Below are 18,600 nucleotides of genomic sequence, written 5' to 3'. Positions count from 1 at the left end.
AACGTCAGCCTGTGTCCCTGGAGCATCGGCCGGATCACCGCCGCCGCCCTGGTCCTGCTCCACATCGACCATTGCCGCACGACATGATCACCCAACGCCACCAACCGTTACTCGGAAAGGCTCACTGCCCAACGGAGTGCCGGTCTGGGTGGTGGTCGGCTACGACGAGGCCGTCGCGGCACTGGGTGACAGCAGGCTTTCGGCGGCTGCCACCCTGGAGGCCGGCGGGCTCGACGGCGGGCGGCTCAGCCTCGATATGAGAGATGCTTTGCTGAAGAGCCTGACCAATTCCGATCCGCCGGACCACACCCGCCTTCGTCGCCTGGTGTCCCGTGCCTTCACCGCCCGTCAAGTCGACGCTATGCGACCGTGGGTCAGCCGACTGAGCGATGAGTTGATCGACGGTTTTGCGCAGCAGTCCCAGGTCGACCTGATGGCCGAGTTCGCCGCGCCGTTGCCGATCCTGGTGATGAGTGAACTGTTGGGTGTCCCCGAAGCCGACCGGTCCCAGGTCCGGACCTGGTCCAGGAAGATCATATCCGGCTTCGGGTCGCCCGACTTCCCTGTGCAGGACGCCACGGATTTTGTGGAGTACCTGCGGGGCCTGGTCGTGCAGAAGCGCAGCGATCCCGACGAAGCCCTGATCTCCGCCCTGATCCGGACGCGGGATGAGAACGACGCCCTCAGCATGGATGAACTGACCTCGACGATCTTCTTGATGATCGTCGCCGGCCATGACACCACGCTGAGCTTGATCGGTAACGGCGTGTATCTGCTCATGAAGGAGCCAGATCGGGCCGCGCGGCTGCGCAAGGAACCCAGCCTGCTCCCGGCAGCGGTCGAGGAGTTCTTGCGTCTGGAGAGTCCGGTCCCGGTGGCCAGCTTCCGGGCCGCAACCAGCCCGTTCGACATTGGTGGGACGCGAATCTCGGCAGGCGACCTCCTCGCCATAAGTCTGCAGGCGGCCAACCGGGACGACTCCCAGTTCGCGGAGCCGTCGCGATTCGACCCGGCCCGGCCGAATGGCCGGCATATCGCCTTCGGCCACGGAATTCACTACTGCCTCGGAGCGCCGCTGGGTCGGCTGGAAGGCGAGGTGGCAATCGGCGCCCTGCTGAAGCGCTTCCCGAATCTGAGGCTGGCCGTTCCCGCCGACGAGCTGTCCTGGAGCCAGGCACCGTTCATCCACCGGCTGGACAGGTTGCCGCTCCTGCTGTCCTAATACTCCAACGTCACTTCGCTTGCCTGCGCTGGTAGTGGGACCGTCGGGCTCGGGCTTGGGATGTTCGCCGCCAGATGGACCAGTGCAGGATGTGCTCTGGCGGTAGCGCCACGGTGAAGACGAATGCATTGAGGAGTCGGCGGGTCCCGCCGACGGTCAACGCGATGGTCTCCGGCTCGGCGTCGGGTTGCTGCGCGGCGAGGATGGCCAGGACGGCCAGGGCGAGCATGGCCAGGGTGACGTGGCGGTGCCATCCGGTCCAGCCGCGGACCTGGTAGTGGTCCAGGCCGACCTGGCCTTTGCCGGTCTGGAACAACTCCTCGATGCTCCAGCGGGAGGCGGCCACTCGCACGAGGGTGTGCAGCGGGACCCGGCGGGGTGACCAGCCCAGGTAGAAAGCCAGCTCGCCGGTGGTGCGGGTCGCGGCGGATGAGCAGCCATCGCTGCTCGTCGGGCCGGGTGGCGGTGGTGATCCGGTCGCAGCCGACGGCCAGGACCGTACCGCGTCCGGCCGCCGGCCGCCGACGGTGCGGGCAGTCCGACGTGGGGTGAGCCGCGGCACATGTCCCGGTGCCGCGAGTGGCGGCCAGGCCGGGGAAGGGCGGCCGGTTGGGAAGTTTCGCCGAGAGATCGAACCGTCCGGGGTTCTCAACCGGAGTATGGGCCGACAGCCAAATTCGGCCGATCGAACGGGAGACGGGCACGGATGAGCGCGCTGCGATGTATCGCCGGCGGCGACGGCGGGCGGGAACTGCTGGCCCTTTACCTGCTGGGATCCCTGCCCGCGGACAAGGAATGCGAGGCCGAGGCGCATATGCTGCGCTGCGCCGCGTGCCGTGCCAGCGTGGAGGCGTTGAGCGAGGCGGCGGTCACTCTCGCTGCCCTGACGGAGAGTGGATCGGCTGGACTCGAATCGGGCGGGCCGGAGACGGACGTGGCGGTGACCGGCACCGACCCGCGGCAGACGCCGCCCGCTGGCCGCGGGCTGGCGGCATCGGCCGGCGCGGGTGTGCAGGCCTGGCGCCGCGACCGGCTTCGCCGGGCGTTGCGGTACACCGTGGTGTTGCTCGCCGGGGCGGCCCTGGGCGCCAGCGGGATTGCGCTGGCCCGCGGCGACCGGCCGCTCCGACGTCCCCGGACAGCCGACCCTCCGAGGTGCCCGACGTGCGCCTCGCGGTGACGGTGACCGTCCGGGTGAACGGTGACGAGTGGTTCCCTGCCGTGAACCCGTGAAGGCCCCGGTACGTAGTCGCTGTGGCTCAGTCGACGGGCTGTGGCGAGTGCGGAGCATGCCGTCAGGACAGCGACAGGACGCGGAGGACGTGGCGTGGGTGGAAAGTCCGGCGAGGACAACTGGGAGCAGGCCGCCGAGTGGGAACGCGTGGCCCACGAGAACCAGGAGGAGCCGGCACGCGGTGACTGGATTCTCGGCCGGCCCGATCCGGGCGGGACGAGCCCGGACGCCACGCCGGCCGAGCCGGCCGGGCCCGGTCCGGACACCGCGCCACGCCGTCTGCTTCGCGCGGTGCCTACGAAGCTCGTCGTCGCCGCCGGGACACTCGTCGTGGTCACGGCGGCAGTCGGCCTGAGCGTGGCGAGTGGATCCTCCGACCGACCCGCTGCGACGCCGCCGGTCGAGGGCGCGCTGCAGGACGACCTGCCACAGGCCACCGGAACGACGGCGGGGGTCGACCCCCAGCCGGAGCCGTCGACCGTCCGGGTCGCGCCGACAGAGGGCGACGGCATCGAGTCCGACGGCGGGGAGGCGGATGCGCCCGGTCGGAACGGAGCCGTCGCTCCCAGAGGGAGCGCCCGTCCCGGGGGCGGCGGGAGTCGCACTGCCGAGCCGCGGGAGGACCGCCAGCCGAGCGGCGCCACGGAGTCTGCGCGCCCGACACCGGTCGCGTCGCGAGTGGTCGAGCCGACAGCCGCCCCGGCTCCCGCGTACACCGCGCCGCTGCCCGGCGTTACCGTCCGGCTGGTGAGCGACGCTACCGGCAAGTCGGCGGGAGTGAGTGGCGGTTCCGGTACGGACGGCGCGCGTGTGGTGCAGAGCGGGAACGCCGACAACTCGGCCCAGCACTGGCGGGTCGTCACCGGCCGGTCGGGCTGCTACCACCTGATCAACGTCCGCACCGGCAAGGCCCTCGACAACACCGACGGCACCTCGGTCAACGGGATGCAGATGCAGCAGTGGACCTATCACGACGGTGCCCCGAACCAAATCTGGTGCTTCACCGGTCTGGGCGGCAACCGATACTCGATCAAGAACATGACCAGCGGGTTCCTGCTCGACATCCGGGACGGCAGAACCGCTGATGGCGTCGCGGTGCAGCAGTGGAACGCCGATCCCGCCAACCCGAACGTCAACCAGACGTGGCGGCTCATACAGGTGTCGTGAGCGGGTAGGGTCGGCCGCCGTCGGCCAGGCCGATCAGAGGACCGGCCGGGCGGGGCGGCGGTCTGTCCTCGACCGTGCCGGCCGGTGCTTCGGCGTCCCGTGCACTCGCCGGTCGTGGATCGGTCGAGCGACCGGATGCTCCGGCCCCGTCCGACCCGATGGCCCGCAATCGGGCGAGCAGGTTCTCGACGTCGAACGGCCTGTCGGCAGCCTGGTCGGCCAGGTAGACCACAGTGGACCGTCCGGTGCCGCTGTCCTCCCCGAGCACCCGGAACCGGCTGTTTGGGACGAAGACGCAGACGGCGCCGTCGCCGTGCAGGTCGGCGGTCAGGTGGCGGCCGGAGGTCGACCAGATGACGTACGTGAGCCGGCCGGCGGCGGCTGGGGCGAGGGACAGCCGTGCGGTGACGAACCCGGGCTCCACGAGTTCCATCCCGGGCGCGTAGCCTCCGTCGGGTCCGTCGCTGGTTGCGTAGACCGGCCCGAACACCAGCGGCATCCGGCGAAGGGCCAGGGTTGCCGCCGCGGCGAGCGCCGCGGGGGCGGCCCCTCGCTGTCCGTCCCGGGCGTTCTGGTCGCCGTACACGCTACGCAGGTGGACGTTGACAGCGGTCGGGTCGGCGACCCACGCGCGCAGTGCGATCAGCGACCGATCCGCATCGGCTGACTCCCCGCCCTCCCCGGTATCCGGTTGTCCGATGGCCAGATCCTCGGCGATCCGCGCATGGTCCGGACCGCGCGTCCCGGCCAGGTCCCAGGCCGGTAGCGCTTCGCCGATCCGGGGCCGGACACGTTTGGTGACCGGGTCCTCCGGCGCGGGAACCACGACCCCGCCAGGCTGGTGGCCGTTGATCCGCTGCCCGGCACGCCGCCGAGGCGCCCGTTGCTCACCGGTCGTGGGCGGCATCATCCGGGTCGCCAGGGACGCCAGCGCGCCGGCACAGGCCGCCGGCAGCACCGGACCCGCCGGGTGGGCGGCTGCCCCGGGGAGGTAGGCGGTGAAGCCGCCGGAGGCGAGCAACGCGCCGGTCACGGTCAGCCCGGCGGGGCCGGATGGCGCGTACACGGTGGCGCCCCAGGCGGTGGCGAGGTCAGCGACCAGCGAGGAGCTGACCGACGTGGATGGATCGACGACCACGAGCGGCGCCCGTGCGGTTATGCCCGCCGCCAGCAGCAGGTCCGCCAGTTTCCCGGCACGGACCGGCGCGCCGTCGACGATGAACCCGCGTCGGCCGCAGGCCACCTCGATGACGGTGGCGTCGATTGCTGCGACGAAACCGAACGGCGGCGATCCGCCCGGAAGGAACGACCAGCCCGCCGGGGTTGGCCGCCCGGCGACGGCCGGCGCCGTCTGGGGGCCTCGGGCTGCGGTACGCGGTCCGGGGACCGGCGGTGCGTCGTCCGGTTCCTCTGGGCGGGCGGTGACCGGTTCCGGTGGTGGGGTGATCACGCCGATCGGCAGCACGACACCCTCGGGTGTGACCGGTGCGAGCCGTCGGCCGGCTCTGGTCCTCGCCGGTACGGCGCACCGGAGCCGTACCGGCAGGTCGGCGAGGCGGGCGAGCCCGGTGCCGACCGGGAGCGCCCCGGGTAGCAGCACCAACCGGGTCGCTGGGTCAGGGTGCAGCGCGATCACCGCGGCCATCAGGTCGTCGGCCTCGACGGGTCGACCGCAACCACCGACGAACAGGGTCGGGGCGTCGGGCTCGCGGGGAAGGCTCGCGGCCACCCCGGTCTGCCCGGCGTCGACTCCGGCCGGCAGCAGCCACCAGCCGGCCGGTACGGCCCGGGCGACCACACCCGGCCCGAGCCGGGGCCGCGGTGCCGGGTGCCCCGGCCAGGCCGGTACGGGTGACCAGGGTGCCTCGTCGCGGCCGTCGCCGGTCCCGGTCCGGCTGTGCCAGCCGATCGGCCCGTCGGCGAGGTCGTCGGGTTCGGCCACGCTGACGCAGGTCCCGTCGGAGGCGACGGTGACGCGGCCGAGCGACCCGGTGACCCGGCGGCCGAGGCGTTCGGCGAGCTGCCCGACCCCGGCGATCCGTGCCGCCCGGTCCGGGCCGTCACCGAGCAGTACCAGCCGCACGGCGGGCCGGGCCGGCGGGGTGCGGTCGAGCGCTTCGGCGGCGAGGTCGAACACATCGGCTCGGCCGCTGACTGCGGGCGAGGTCACCACGATTGTCTCCGGGTGGGCGTCGGCGAGTGCGCCCGTCACGGCGCGCAGCGCCGTCGCCTGGCCGATACCGCCGTGCAGCAGCAGTGCGCCGTGGACCTCCTCGAGCCGTACCAGTGTGGTGTCGTTGCGGACCTTGTGCTCGGTGGCGAGCGTCACCACGCCGCGTCCGGGCTGGCCGTGGCGAGGGCGTCCATCGCCTGGTGGGTGACGACCGGGGCCACCGGGTCGGCCCGGTAGCCGCTGGCCCTGATGTGGGCGAGGAGGTCGGCCTCCGGTGCCATGGAGTGGCTGCGGAGGTAGTGGGCCAGCCCGTCCGGCCAGACCCAGACCCCGTCGGAGCGGTAGCCCATCGGGACGACCGCCGGCGTGCCGTCCAGGACGTCGTCCATCGTGGCGGTGGTGCTGACGATCGGGGAGCCGCCGGTGAGGAACGACAGCACCCGTTCGCGTTCCCTTTCGGCGAGTACCTGCCCGGCTTTGCCCGGTGGCCCGTCGGGGTCGAGCAGCCGGGCCACCCGAGGCCGGGTCAGTGCCGCCGGCTGCGTCCGGGCAAGCACGCCGGTCGGGTCGTCGGCCCAGATCAGCGTCGAACTCGCCAGCGCGGCGCGTTGATACGGGGGCAGGAGCAGTGGGGCGGCGAACACCTCCACCTGGGGGGCCGGCTCACCGGCGTGGGACAGCACCTCCTGCAACCGGGCCGCGGTCAGCGCGAGGAGTTCACCCTTCGCCACGGCCAGGACGAGGAACATCTGCTTCGGCGGTGGATAACCGGTCGCCCGGTCCGGCGTACGCCACACCTGCCACAAGCCTCGCGCCGTGCCCTCCGACTCCAGTTCGATCGCCGAGGCGCAGGCCGCGGCCAGCGGTCCGAGATCGACCGGCGGGTTCGCCTCCGGGCCGGTCGGCGCTGCCCCGCTCGGGTCGACGGTGGAGCCGGGACCGTCTCGAAGCGTCGGTTCGGTGGCGCTGAACGAGACCGGCGGAAGCGGGTGGTGCGCCGTGCCGGTATCGGTCGGGGGACCGCCGCTCGCCGGCAGCAGCGCCAGATCGAACTCCGACAGCGGGGCCCGGGTGGTCGCCCGCGCATAGCCGACGATCGCCGCGACCTCCTCCACGGCGCCCCTGGCAAGCAGGTCGCGGGCGGTCGCGACGAGGTCGTCCGGTACCCATCCGGCGATCCGCAACAGCACGTGATGGAACGCGGCGACCGACACACCTGCCTCCCCACAGGACGTTGGTGAATTTCGTGACCTCTACTTCGTTCCGCGTGCAAAGAAGGTTCATCGCGCGGCAAAGAATCACTGCCCTCTGCGATGTTTCGTCGCCCGGTTCACGGGACCGTCGGGTCAGTGACTGAGACGGAGGACACATGACCGCGACGGCCGGTTGCGTCGCCTCGGGATCCGCCGAGGTGAAGCTCGACACGCTGCACCAGCTCCACCGCGCTGCACTTTTCAACTACCTGGTCAAGCTCACCCTGGGCGACCGCCAGCTGGCCGAGGACCTTCTGCAGGAGACCTTCCTGCGGGCCTGGCGTCAGCTGCTGCGCGATGACGACACGGACATCGAGATCTTCCGGCCGTGGTTGTTCACGGTGGCTCGACGCCTGGTAGTGGACATGCTCCGGGCGCGTCGGGTGCGGCCGGTCGAGGTGATGGCCGAGGATCTGACCCGGATCCACGCCGCCGACGACCGGATCGATCAGCTGGTCGGCGCCCATGTCGTCCGGGACGCGCTGGGCCGGCTGAGCGCCGAGCATCGGGTCGTACTGCTCGAGCTGTACTTCCGCGGCCGGTTGCCGGCCGAGGTGGCGGCGCAACTCGGGGTTCCGTTGGGCACGGTGAAGTCCCGCGCGTTCTACGCCAAGCAGGCCCTGCGTGCCTACCTCGACCAGTAGGAAACAGCGAATGCGACGCACGACCGGCCGTACCGCGGCGGGCTCCGTGGCGACGGCCTGCGTGGCACTCGGTCTGGTCGCGGCGGGTGCGCCGCCAGCCGCCGCCCAGTCCGACCCGCCCGCGCTTCCGGTGGTGTCCGACGGCTGTGTCGGCCCGTCGCCGGTCACCGCCAGCGAACGCATGTCGTGGCCGCTGGCCCGGCTGTCCCCCTACCAGGCGTGGCAGCTCAGTCGCGGTGCCGGCGTGGTGGTGGCGGTCCTCGACTCCGGGGTCAGCGCGACCGCCACCGGGTTGACCGGCGCGGTGCTTCCCGGCCGCGACGTCGTCTCCGGTGGCGGTGCGCGGGCCGACTGCCTGGGGCGCGGCACCGCCATGGCCGGCATCGTCGCGGGTCGTGACCGGCCCGGCGGAACGGTCTTCGGCATGGCGCCCGAGGCCACCATCCTGCCGATTCGAGTGATCAACGATCAGCGCAGGATCACCGGCAGAGCCCTCGCCGACGGCATCGACGCCGCGCTCACCGGGGGTGCCGACATCGTCGTCCTGGGCACCGGTGACCTCGCCGACAGCCGACACCTGCGGGCCGCCGTCACCCGGGCGACCAACATGGACGTGCTGGTCGTCGCGCCGGTCAACGACCGGGCGCCGGCGGTGGCCGGGCAGCCGCCGCCGGCCTGGTTCCCCGCCGCCTACCCTGAGGTTCTCGCCATCGGCGGGGTCGACCTCGACGGCCGGGCCACCGAACGGCCGGCGAAGGACGGCGGCCCGGACGTGCTGGCCCCCGGGGTCGGCGCGGTCGTGCCGGGTCCGGAAGGGCCCGGTGTCTACGCGGTGGGCGGCCCGGCGGTCGCCGCCGCCTACGCGGCCGGCACCGCCGCGCTGGTCCGCGCCTACCACCCCGACCTCACTGCGGAACAGGTTCGGGACCGGCTGCTCGCTACGGCCGAACGCCCGCCGGGCGCGGCGGTCGGCACCGTCGACCCCTATAGCGCGGTGGCGGCGATCGATCCCGAGGGCGCCGCCCGGATCGTCCGGCATGGTGTCGCGCCGGTCGTCGTTCCGGTCGCCGTGCCGCCGGACGATGCGCTTGCCCGCGCCCGACTCGTCACGGCCGCGATCGTCACGCTGACGTTGCTGGTGGCGGCGCTCTTCGCCGTCCGGCACGGTCGTCGCCGGCAGCGACCCGGGCCGTCGGGGCACTGACGCGACGCACGCCATGGTCCAGCGCCAGGCCGAGCCGGCCCACGAACCGCTACCGGGGGAGGGCCGGCTCGGCGTACGGCGTCTGGATCATCCGGCTGCCGCGCCGAGTGCAGAGCAGCGCCCGTCCGGGCGGCAGGATCCGCGGCTTGGTGTTGCCGATCAGCGGGCCCTCGTTCGGCGGACAGGACAGCACCACGTCCGGGCTGTTGGTCTCCTGGAGCCGCCGCAGGAGGGGGTCCATCTGCATCCGCATCGCTCCTGCCGCGGCACGGGTCAGCACCACGTGGAAGCCGATGTCGGCGCCCTGCGCAAGGTACGGGATCAGCGGCAGCAACGGGCTCTCGTGCCCGCCGAGCATGTCGTAGTCGTCGACCAGGAGGTACAGCCGTGGCCCGGTCCACCAGTCGCGGGCCCGCAGCCGTTCCGGGGTGATGTCGGTGCCCGGCATCCGTAGCTTCAGCCCCTCGATCGCCGACGCCACGGTCGCCCTGGTCGACTCGACCGAGACGGAGTAGCCGAGCCGATACTCCTCCGGGATTCCGTCGAACAGCGCCCGCCGGAAGTCCACCGCCATGATCCGGACTTCCTTCGGCGTGAACCGCTGGGCCAGCGCAGCGGACACGTACCGCAGCAGGCTGGTCTTCCCGGACTGCGCGTCACCGAGCACGGTGAGGTGCGCAAGCTCCCCGAAGTCGTGCCAGACGGGCGCAAGACGTTCCTCGTCGACCCCGATCGGCAGCCGAAGGTCGCCCTCGACCGGCGGCAGCTCAGCCACGGACAGCACCGCCGGCAGGGTCCGTACCCGGGGTGCGGGAGCGCCGTCCCAGAATTCTTTGGCCGCGGCGGCGAGCGCCCGGGTGCTGTCGGGCATGCTGGCCTCGTCAATGGACCCGTCGATGCGCGGAAGAGCACCCAGGAAGTGGGTCTTCTGTGCGGTGAGGCCGCGCCCCGGCACCTGCGGAACCGTCGCCGCCGCACGCAGATCGATTGCCGAGTCGACCGGATCGCCGAGCCGCAGCTCCAACCGGGTACCGATCTGGTCGCGCAGCCCGTGGTGCACCTCCGACCAGCGGGCGGTGGTCAGCAGCAGGTGTACGCCGAAATTGAGGCCGCGCGCCACGATTTGCCGCATCGCGGTATCTACGACCTCGAACTCCTGCCGCAGGGTGAACCAGCCGTCCACGACGAGGAACACGTCGCCATAGGGGTCGTCGACCGATCCGGCCTCCCGCCGGCGCCGATAGGCGGCCATGCTGTCGATCCCGTCGGCCGCGAAGCGTCGCTCGCGGTCCGCGATCAGGGCGGTCACCTCGGCCACGGTACGGGTCACCCGGTCGGGTTCGAGCCGCCCCGCGATGCTGCCGACGTGCGGGAGGTCGGCGAGCGTGGCCAGTGTGCCGCCACCGAAGTCGAGGCAGTAGAACTGCACCTCGTACGGGCTGTGGGTCAGCGCGAGCGCGCAGATCAGCGTACGGAGCAGAGTGGACTTGCCGCTCTGCGGCCCGCCGGCGATGCCGAGGTGCCCACCGATTCCCGAGAGGTCGACGGCGAGCAGCTCACGGACCTGTTCGAACGGCTTGTCCACGAACCCGACCGGCACGACGAGGGCGCCGTTGCCAGGCCAGCCCACCGCGCGCAGCCCGGCCTCCGGGTCCGGTGCCAGGGCCGGCAGCATCTGGTCCAGCGTAGGCGGGAGCAGCAGCGGCGGTAGCCAGACCTGGTGCGCGGGTGGCCCCTGGTCGACCAGTTGCGCCGTGATGATCTGCAACACCGAAGGGCCGCGTCCGTCCGGCGACTCGTCGGCAGAGGCCCCCTCCGTGCTCTCCGCCAGCCCCGGCTCGGCGGCCGGCGTCACCTCCTGCGGGGGCGTGTACAGCAGCCGGTACGGCACCACCTGCCGCTGCACCACGTCGAGGTCGAGCCGGCGTCGCTGGGTGCGGTACGGGCCGGAGACGTACGCGGCCTTGAACCGGATCAGGGAGGAGACGTCGGCGCGGAGGTAGCCCTGGCCCGGTTGGGACGGAAGCTCGTGCGCGTCGGGTACGCCGATCGCGGCGCGGGACTCGACCGCCGAGAACGTCCGCAGCCCGATGCGGTACGACAGGTGCGTCTCCAGTGCGCTGATCCGACCGTCGTCAAGCCGCTGGCTGGCCAGCAACAGGTGGACGGCGAGGGAGCGGCCGAGCCGTCCGATCATCACGAACAGCTCGATGAAGTCGCGATGCGCGGCGAGCAGCTCGCTGAACTCGTCGACGACCACGAACAGTGTTGGGAGCGGGTCGAGGGGCTCGCCACCGAGCCGGGCCCGCTCGTACTCGAGCACCGAGGTGAACCCACCGGCCTGCCGCAGCAGTTCCTGTCGTCGGACCAGTTCGCCGTTGAGCGCCTCCCGCATCCGGCCGACGAGGGCGGCCTCGTCGGCCAGGTTGGTGATCACGGCGGAGGTGTGTGGAAGCTGGTCGAGGCCGAGGAAGGTGGCGCCGCCCTTGAAATCGACCAGGACGAAGTTGAGGATCTCCGAGGAGTGCGTCATCGCCAGGCTCAGCACGATCGTCCGCAGCAGCTCGCTCTTTCCCGAGCCGGTGGCCCCGATAAGCATGCCGTGTGGTCCCATCCCACCCAGCGCCGACTCCTTGATGTCGAGATCGACCGGCTCGCCGTCGGCGTCCACCCCGATCGGGATCCGCAGCCGCTGGGCGACCGACCGCTGCGACCACTGGCGGTTCAGGTCGAGGTTGCCGACGTCGGAAACGTCGAGCAGGGTGCCGAGGTCGAAGTCGGTGCTCAGCGCTTCCGCGGCCGGCTCGGTGGTGATGCTCAGTCGGTACGGTGACAGCAGTCGGGCGACCGTACGGGCCTCCTCCGTGGTCAGCTCGTCCGCCCGGGCCAGCCTCGTCCGCACCTCCCGGCTGACCTGGTCGTGCTTGACCTGGAACAGCCCCTCGTCGGTCAGGTCGGCCCAGAGCACCCCGCGCGGCACGGTCGACGGCGGGTTTCCCAGGTCGATGAGCACGGCGTTGCGGTACCCGCCGGAGGCCATCCGCGAGCCGGGCAAGACGCGGCCGCCGTCGCAGACCACGATGACGTATGGCTCGTCGCGGCTCGGCGCCGCGCCCACCTCCCACCGGGGGCGGTCGAGAAACTCCTCACCGAGCAGGCGCTCGATGGCGTCCACGCTTTCCGCCGCGAGCCGGGCCGGGCCGGCGGCGTCCTGCTCGGTCGGGTGCTGCATGTGCGGCAGCCACTTGATCCACTCCCACTCCGGTGCTGTCTCCTCGCTGACGCACACGGCGACCAGCACCTCTTCCGGCGCGTGGAAGGTCGAGACCTGCGCGATCACGGCCCGAGCGAACGCGCGCCGTCGCGGTGCGTCGCCGGTGACCCGGATCTGCTGGAAGGCGGGCAGGAACAGTGCCACCGGCAGGTCGGCCACGGTGTTGTAGGCGTTGATGAACCGGCGCAGCGACTTGGCCGACACCGGCTCCAGGTCCTCGATCGGCTTGGTCTGCAACGGCGCCATCCGGGTCGCCAGCCGCTGTTGGCCGGTGCCGATCCGCACCTCCAGGAAGTCCGGGTGGCTGGGTCGCCGTTCCCACCGCCGGGTGGTCATCGCCACCGACCACAGTGCGGCCGGATCGGGGTGCCGCCACACCATCGCCTCACGCTGCGTCTGGATCGAACGCCGGATGCGCTTGCGTTGCTGCGACAGGTAGCGCAGGTAGTCCCGTCGATCGCCGCCCATGCGGCGCTTGCGCTCGCCCGCGCTCATCGCCAGTTGACCGACCACCATGCCGAGCATCGCCACGCCCATCATCGAGGCCATGACCCAGGTCAGGGGACCTCGGCCACCGCCGAGGAACATCATCACCATCACACCGGACATCAGCATCATCGGCAGGATCGTCATCACGCCGCGCAGGCCGCCGGGAGTCGCCTCCGGCAGGACCGGCGGCTCCTGCAGGCTGATTTCGCCGCTGGGCAGCTCAGGCCCGGACCGACGCGCCGGGCGCCTGAAGTAGACGGTGCTCACAGACCCCTCCCGCGGCCGGCGCCGTGGTCGGCCGGCCCGGCATTACTACGCGGTCCGGCACCCCCAGGATCATCCGTTGGCAGATTTCCGTTCTGTTAATGAACCGTTGGCGCGGGCAGACGTTGTCTTACCCATGACCGTGACTGCCGCCGGTGAGATGTGCCGCCTGGTCGTCTGTGGACCGACCCGCGAGGCCGAGGTTTCCGTGCCTGCGCACGTCGTGGTTTCCGACCTGCTGCCAGTGCTGCTCGAGTACCTCGGCGACAATCTGGTAGAAACCGGCCTGTTACACGATGGCTGGGTGTTGCAGCGGCTCGGCTCGGCTCCCCTTCCGCAGGACTCGACGATCGCCGCGGTGGGACTGCGTGACGGCGACGTCGTGCACCTGCGGCCACGCTCGGAGCAGATCCCGCCGGTCGACTTCGACGATCTCGTCGACGGAATCGCCCAGGGCGTCAAGCAGCGGTCGGGCAAGTGGACCCCCGCGATGACACGCTGGACGGCCCTGGCCGGGCTCATCGTGCTGCTCGGCACCGGCATCGTTCTCCTCGCCCTGCCCGGACATGCCGGACACCGCGCGCTCGCCGCCGGCGGACTCGCGCTTGCCGGCCTCGTCGGTGCACTGGTCGCTGGATCCGCCGTGGTCGACCGGGCGGCCAGCGTCGTGTTCCTGGGCGCCGCGCTTGCGTACGCCGGCCTCGCCGGGCTGTCCGCGGCCGATCCGCGGGTGGGAGTGGTGCCGCTCCGGGTCGATCCGCCGACCCTGCTCACCGCCGCAGCGGCGATCGTGTCCACCGCGGTGCTGGCCGCGCTCGTTCTCGTCGCCGCGCGGCGGGTGCTGCTCAGCGTCGGCGTGGCCGCCACCCTTACCGCGGGTGCGTCGGCGCTGGCGGCCTACGCGGGTCTGACCGTGGTCCAGGCCGCGGGCGGGCTGCTGGTGGCCGCGACGCTGGCCGGAATCCTGGTGCCGGTCGTCGCGTTCCGGCTCACCGGTCTACGGCTACCGCCGCTGCCCACCCAGCCCGAGCACCTCCAGGAGGACCTCGACCCGATCCCCAGCACCGAGCTGCTGCCCGACGCCGCCGCCGCCGATCGGCTGATGACCGCCCTGTACGCCGGTGTCGCGGTGCCGAGCGCGGTCGCGATGGTGCTGGTGGCCGCCGTGCCGGGCTGGGCGCCGGCGACGCTCGTCGCGTTGGTGGTCGCGGTGCGTTGCCTGGCGGCCCGGCCGATGACCAGTGCGTGGCACCGGGCAGCGCAACTACTGCCGGCCGCCGTGGGTGCGGTGGCCCTCGTCGTCACGTTGACGGCCGCCAGCGCCCCGCTCACCCGGCTGGTGGTGCCGGCGGTCGTCCTTCCGGTGAGCGCCGCTGTGCTCTTCGTCGCCGCGCGGACTCTGCCCGACCGTCGGCTCACGCCGCACTGGGGCCGGGTCGGCGACCTCGTCCAGACCGCCGCCGCGACGGCGATCGTGCCGGTGTACCTCGCCGTCCTCGACGTGTACGCGTTCGCCCGTGGGATCGGGGGCTGAGCCGTGCAATCCAGGAGAGACCAGGCCCAGGCCCAGTCGTACATGGTGAGTCGACTCACCGCCGCGCTGGTGATGGGTGAGCCGGAGGCCCTGGAGAACCCGCACCGCCGAGTCCTCACCGGAGCCCTCGCCGGCCTGCTCATCGGCTGCCTGGTGGCCGGTGGATTCGTCGTCTTCGGTCTGCTGCGGCCCGGTGGCGCGACGAGCTGGCAGCGGCCGGGCACGCTGATCGCGGAGAAGGAGTCGGGCGCCCGATTCATCCTGGTGGACGGCCAACTGCGTCCGGTGCACAACTACGCCTCGGCGTCCCTCATCTTCGGCGAGCGGCCGGCGGTGGTGCGGGCGTCGGCGGCGTCGCTGGGATCGGTGCCACGAGGACTGCCAATCGGTATCGTCGGCGCACCCGACTCACTGCCCGGTTCCGGCAGCCTGGCCGGGGTCACCTGGATCGCGTGCGCGCTCGGCCCGGCCGACGGCAGCGGCCCGGGCCGCACCGGCACCATGCTGATCCTCAGCCGCGCCGACGCCGGCACGCCGGTGCCCGCGGACGGGGGTTTCACCGTCGCCGGGCCCGGCGGGCGGACGTATCTCGTCGCGGACGGCCGGCGGCTCGCGCTGACCGAAGCGTGGATACCCCGGGTGCTGGGATATCCAGCCGCTCCGGATGTCTCGCCGGGCTGGCTGGACCAGCTCCCGGCGGGGCCCGACGTCAAGCCGATCGTGATCGCCGGTAGAGGCGAGGCCGGCCCGGTCGTGGACGGCCGGCCAACCCGGATCGGTCAGGTCTTCGTGGCCCGGGTGGTGGGCACCCCGGACCGCTACTTCGTGCTGCAACGCGACGGCCTGAGCGCGGCCGGCGAGACTGCGGTGGCCCTCCTGCTCGGTGATCCGGCGACCGCGGCGGCCTACCCCGACGAGCCGGTACGCCCTCGGGAACTGACCGCCGGTGCGCTGGCCCGTCTCGCGGTGTCAGCCCAGGAACCGCTGCCCGCCGGGCTGCCCGAGCGACCTCCGGTCCCGGTCACCTTGCTCGTCGGGCAGACCTGGTGCGCCGAGCGCCCCACGCCGGATGGGCCGGTCGTGATCACCGCCCGGCCGGTGCCGAACGGCATCGTGCCGGGGGACACCACGGGCATCGAGCGTGCCGCGCACACGGCGGTCGCGGTCGCGGTCGATGCGGGCATGGGTGGCCTCGTCCGCCAGGGCCGTGCGGGCCAGGCCCCAGGCACCAGCTATTTCCTCGTGACCGACGCCGGCGTGAAGTACCCGATCGCCGGCGCGGACGCGGCGGAGGCACTGGGCTTTCCACTGGAGGCCGCGCAGAACGTGCCGGCTCCGCTGCTGGCCCTGCTGGCCACCGGCCCGGTGCTCGACCCCGCCGCGGCGAGGAGGTGATGCCGTAGCCGCATCCGCCGGAGTCCAAGCACCACCGATGATCAAACGAAAGGCAAACAGATGACTGCGCCATTACAGAATCAGGTAGACGAGGCCACGATCGCCAGCACCCTCAGTGCTTTCCAAACGGCGATGGCCTCCGTGAACGCGGCGATGCAGTCGGTCGACGCGGTCGGCTCATCGTTGCAGTGGAGGGGTGAGGCAGCCAACGGTTACAAGACGGCTCTCCAGGACTGGCTCGCCGGGGTGACCCAGGTCCGGACCGGCCTCGAGCAGCTGCGAGAGGCGATGAGCAGCCACCTCAGCATCTCCTCCGCAGCCGAGGCCGAGGCCACCCAGCAAGCCCGCTGGTACGCCTGACCCGAGCCGTACCTCACCCAGAGAAAGGACACTGACGTGGCAACCTACTCCCTCAACCCGAACGGGCTGCTCGACTCGAGCGCCGAACTGCGCGGCGTGACGAACTCGATCCAGAACTCGCTCGCCGAGCTCAACGGGTACGTGAACCAGTTCATCGCCAACAACGCCGGTGGTGCCGCTTCCTCGTACCAGGCCGCGCAGAACAACTGGAACCAGGGCCTGGAGCGGATGAACGAGGCGTTGGGTCGAGGCGCCGTCGCGATCGACCAGATCCGCGAGAACTACGGCATCGCCGACAACCGGGGTGCCGCGCTCTTCCAGGGCAACGTCTAGCCGGCGAGGAGAGTCACCGTGCCCATCAACGTCGACGACGCCTTCCTGCGCCGTGCCTCCAGTCTGAACAGTCTGATAGCCGAGGAGGTCACCGCCTCCCCGGGCGGCAACATCTCGGACATCAACCTCCGGCCCGGGCATACCAGCTTCGCCCCCGGTGCTCGGGTGCAGAGCGAGGTCGCGGCGGCCGGCTCGGCAATCCACCAGCGACTGACCGAGATACGCGACACCGCGACCCGCCGTTCGACCCAGCTGAATCTGTACATCACGGTCTCGGACGAGACCGAGGGTCTGAACAACGTCACGGCTGGCGCGTTCCTCTCCGCCACGCCGGCTTGGAACGTCACAGCTAGCTAACCGTCTGGGCCGGCACGGAATGGTAACGGCCGTGCCGGCCCAACGCTCGGACCGAAGGAACGACGATGACGCAGCCGCTGGATTGGGCACCGACGATGCGGACCGTGCTCGGCACCCAAGCCGACATCGACCCGGCTCGGATCATCGATCCGGCCTGGATGACCCTGGACATGTCGTTCTGGGAGTCGCGGCAGAGCACGGAGGGCCGCCAGGCCCGGCCGTGGAACCACTGGATGCCCAACGGCAGCGACTGGAATCAGATCACCATCTACCGTTACCGCAACCTCGGCAGCCGAGACACGATCAACTTTCAGCTGATCCGGGCTACCGTCAATTTCTACGAGGGCGGCAGTTCCTCCCCCCGGGAGAACGCGCGTCTGCTGATCGACACCAGCCGCGCGCTTATCGACGGTATCCGCAACAACGAGCATCTCGATCCGCAGATGTTCCGCGACGTCGCCGGCTATTTCCGGAATGTCCACACCTACCTGACCGGGACCGGGCAGACACCGTTGCGATCCATGTACGAAGAGATCGATAACGGCGGGGTCATCGCCGGATCCGCGGCGGATGCGTTCTCGTGGGCGATGCGCGACATGGCGTTGGGCATGGAGCAGCTCGCCGAGAACATCAGCGGACGTCTCGAAATCAACTACAACCACTACCTCAACACTGGCTGGCCGTACGCGCTCGATGAGACGGCGGACGCGATCGACAACTTCCGCAGCCAGTTGGAGTTCGCCTGGAACGGTTACCTGGCGTGGGTGAACCACGACCCCAACCGGCTCGTCCAGGATCTCCTTCAGACGATGGAGCGGCAGGTCGACGATGCGTACTTCGACGGCAGCCGGGGGCGGACCGGAAACCGTCAGGAAGCTTGGGTTTTCGACTTCAGCTCAGTCCTCACCAACACCGGTAACCCCACATACGACCTGATCCAGCCAGGGGAGTGGCAGCGGCTTGACGCGGACATGAGGACCCAGTGGGCCGAGGGATACCGGCAGCTTGACGAGGCGGCGCAGACCGCCACCCGAGTGCTCCTGGCCAGCTACAGCGACCTTCTGAACGCGTTCAGTCGGGGCGTCATCGCGCTTCCGCACATCCCGTACACCGGAGCCAACGGCGGTGCTGGTGGTGGCGGTGGTGGCAGCGATCTGAACCTCGGTGACGGTGGTGGCGGTGGTGGCAGCGATCTGAACCTCGGTGACGGTGACGGTGACGGTGACGGTGCCGGTGGTGGTGGCGGTGGTGGCAGTGATCTGAACCTCGGCGACGGTGCCGGTGGTGGCGGCAGTGATCTGAACCTCGGTGATGGTGCCGGTGGTGGTGGCGCTGGTGGTGGCAGTGATCTGAACCTCGGTGGCGGTGCTGGTGCCGGTGGCGGTGGCTTGGATCTGGGCGGCGGTGGCGCCGGTAGCGGTTCCAGTGGTCTTGAGCTCGGTGGTGGTGGCGCTGGTAGTGGTGCGTCCGCCGGATCTAGCGGCGGCGGCCTCGGTTCCGGTGGCCTTGGCTCCTCTGGCTCCGGCTCCGGTGGCTTTGGTTCCGGTGGTGCCGGGTCGGAAGGCTTCATGCCCGGGGTAGTCGGCGGCGGCACGGCCGGCGGTGGAGGTACATCGAGCCGGCCCGATGGCAGACCGGGCTCTGGCAGCTCGTTCCCCGGCCTGGACGATCCTGACCGTCCAGGCGGGGGTGTGGTG

The 18,600-nt window shown here is 71.2% G+C and carries 13 protein-coding genes and 3 pseudogenes; 12 read left to right on the top strand and 4 right to left on the bottom strand.

Features of this window, described 5'->3' with window-relative positions; translation table 11 throughout:
• Together C1I95_RS20840 and C1I95_RS20835 are read left to right on the top strand one after the other, a co-directional pair.
• Positions 1-87, top strand: a pseudogene (locus C1I95_RS20840) (IS5/IS1182 family transposase); the annotation flags it as partial.
• Positions 88-148: 61 nt separating this feature from the next.
• Positions 149-1,222: a cytochrome P450 family protein gene (locus tag C1I95_RS20835; RefSeq protein WP_146605781.1), complete on the top strand. Its 1,074-nt coding sequence runs from the start codon at positions 149-151 to the stop codon at positions 1,220-1,222.
• A gap of 10 nt (positions 1,223-1,232) precedes the next feature.
• Here the strand turns inward: C1I95_RS20835 and C1I95_RS37335 are convergent.
• Positions 1,233-1,695, bottom strand: a pseudogene (locus C1I95_RS37335) (IS701 family transposase); the annotation flags it as partial.
• Positions 1,696-1,928: 233 nt separating this feature from the next.
• Between C1I95_RS37335 and C1I95_RS20825 the strand changes: the two are divergent.
• Together C1I95_RS20825 and C1I95_RS20820 are read left to right on the top strand one after the other, a co-directional pair.
• Entirely contained in the window at positions 1,929-2,402 is a 474-nt protein-coding gene (locus C1I95_RS20825) for a hypothetical protein (protein ID WP_111215672.1), read from the top strand.
• 147 nt (positions 2,403-2,549) lie between these two features.
• Entirely contained in the window at positions 2,550-3,623 is a 1,074-nt protein-coding gene (locus C1I95_RS20820; protein ID WP_158566433.1) for an RICIN domain-containing protein, read from the top strand.
• Here C1I95_RS20820 and C1I95_RS20815 read toward each other — a convergent pair.
• Positions 3,607-5,955, bottom strand: coding sequence for a hypothetical protein (locus C1I95_RS20815; protein WP_111215667.1), 2,349 nt, complete (start codon positions 5,953-5,955; stop codon positions 3,607-3,609). The genes C1I95_RS20820 and C1I95_RS20815 overlap by 17 nt on opposite strands.
• Positions 5,949-7,010, bottom strand: a complete 1,062-nt coding sequence (locus C1I95_RS20810) for a hypothetical protein (RefSeq protein WP_111215664.1) — start codon at positions 7,008-7,010, stop codon at positions 5,949-5,951. The genes C1I95_RS20815 and C1I95_RS20810 overlap by 7 nt, the downstream gene beginning before the upstream one ends.
• Positions 7,011-7,165: 155 nt before the next feature.
• On the opposite strand from C1I95_RS20810, the gene C1I95_RS20805 reads away from it, so the two are divergent.
• Positions 7,166-7,693 carry a sigma-70 family RNA polymerase sigma factor gene (locus tag C1I95_RS20805; protein ID WP_111215661.1) on the top strand — a complete coding sequence of 176 codons (528 nt, stop codon included), beginning with the start codon at positions 7,166-7,168 and terminating at the stop codon, positions 7,691-7,693.
• Between the two features lie 10 nt (positions 7,694-7,703).
• Positions 7,704-8,897 (top strand): S8 family serine peptidase, encoded by a 1,194-nt coding sequence (locus C1I95_RS20800; RefSeq protein WP_111215658.1) that lies wholly within the window; start codon positions 7,704-7,706, stop codon positions 8,895-8,897.
• A gap of 49 nt (positions 8,898-8,946) precedes the next feature.
• Here C1I95_RS20800 and eccCa read toward each other — a convergent pair whose 3' ends face one another.
• The gene (gene eccCa / locus C1I95_RS20795; protein ID WP_111215656.1) at positions 8,947-12,927 is read right to left on the bottom strand and encodes a type VII secretion protein EccCa; all 3,981 of its coding nucleotides are present in this window, start codon (positions 12,925-12,927) and stop codon (positions 8,947-8,949) included.
• Positions 12,928-13,060: 133 nt separating this feature from the next.
• On the opposite strand from eccCa, the gene eccD reads away from it, so the two are divergent.
• From eccD to C1I95_RS36930, 6 genes and pseudogenes are all read left to right on the top strand, one after another.
• Positions 13,061-14,458, top strand: a complete 1,398-nt coding sequence (eccD, locus tag C1I95_RS20790; RefSeq protein WP_111215654.1) for a type VII secretion integral membrane protein EccD — start codon at positions 13,061-13,063, stop codon at positions 14,456-14,458.
• Between the two features lie 3 nt (positions 14,459-14,461).
• A complete protein-coding gene (gene eccB, locus C1I95_RS20785; protein ID WP_146605780.1) occupies positions 14,462-15,853 on the top strand; it encodes a type VII secretion protein EccB in 1,392 nt (463 codons plus the stop codon).
• Between the two features lie 132 nt (positions 15,854-15,985).
• Complete coding sequence (locus C1I95_RS20780) at positions 15,986-16,213, top strand: hypothetical protein (protein WP_146605779.1); 228 nt, start codon at positions 15,986-15,988, stop codon at positions 16,211-16,213.
• Positions 16,214-16,249: 36 nt separating this feature from the next.
• Positions 16,250-16,546 (top strand): WXG100 family type VII secretion target, encoded by a 297-nt coding sequence (locus C1I95_RS20775; RefSeq protein WP_111215645.1) that lies wholly within the window; start codon positions 16,250-16,252, stop codon positions 16,544-16,546.
• Between the two features lie 18 nt (positions 16,547-16,564).
• Positions 16,565-16,903: a hypothetical protein gene (locus C1I95_RS20770; RefSeq protein WP_111215642.1), complete on the top strand. Its 339-nt coding sequence runs from the start codon at positions 16,565-16,567 to the stop codon at positions 16,901-16,903.
• 65 nt (positions 16,904-16,968) lie between these two features.
• Positions 16,969-18,600 (top strand): annotated as a pseudogene (locus C1I95_RS36930) (hypothetical protein); the annotation flags it as partial.

Origin of the sequence: Micromonospora craterilacus (genome assembly GCF_003236315.1) — a bacterium.
GTDB lineage: Bacteria > Actinomycetota > Actinomycetes > Mycobacteriales > Micromonosporaceae > Micromonospora > Micromonospora craterilacus.
This window is presented reverse-complemented; position numbering and strand designations above follow the sequence as displayed.

What these genes read in the sequence shown, in the direction of transcription:
- C1I95_RS20825 (WP_111215672.1), top strand. Translation starts at nt 1,929, where the DNA reads ATGAGCGCGCTGCGATGTATCGCCGGCGGCGACGGCGGGCGGGAACTG.
- C1I95_RS20805 (WP_111215661.1), top strand. Translation starts at nt 7,166, where the DNA reads ATGACCGCGACGGCCGGTTGCGTCGCCTCGGGATCCGCCGAGGTGAAG.
- C1I95_RS20800 (WP_111215658.1), top strand. Translation starts at nt 7,704, where the DNA reads ATGCGACGCACGACCGGCCGTACCGCGGCGGGCTCCGTGGCGACGGCC.
- eccD (WP_111215654.1), top strand. Translation starts at nt 13,061, where the DNA reads ATGACCGTGACTGCCGCCGGTGAGATGTGCCGCCTGGTCGTCTGTGGA.
- C1I95_RS20780 (WP_146605779.1), top strand. Translation starts at nt 15,986, where the DNA reads ATGGCCTCCGTGAACGCGGCGATGCAGTCGGTCGACGCGGTCGGCTCA.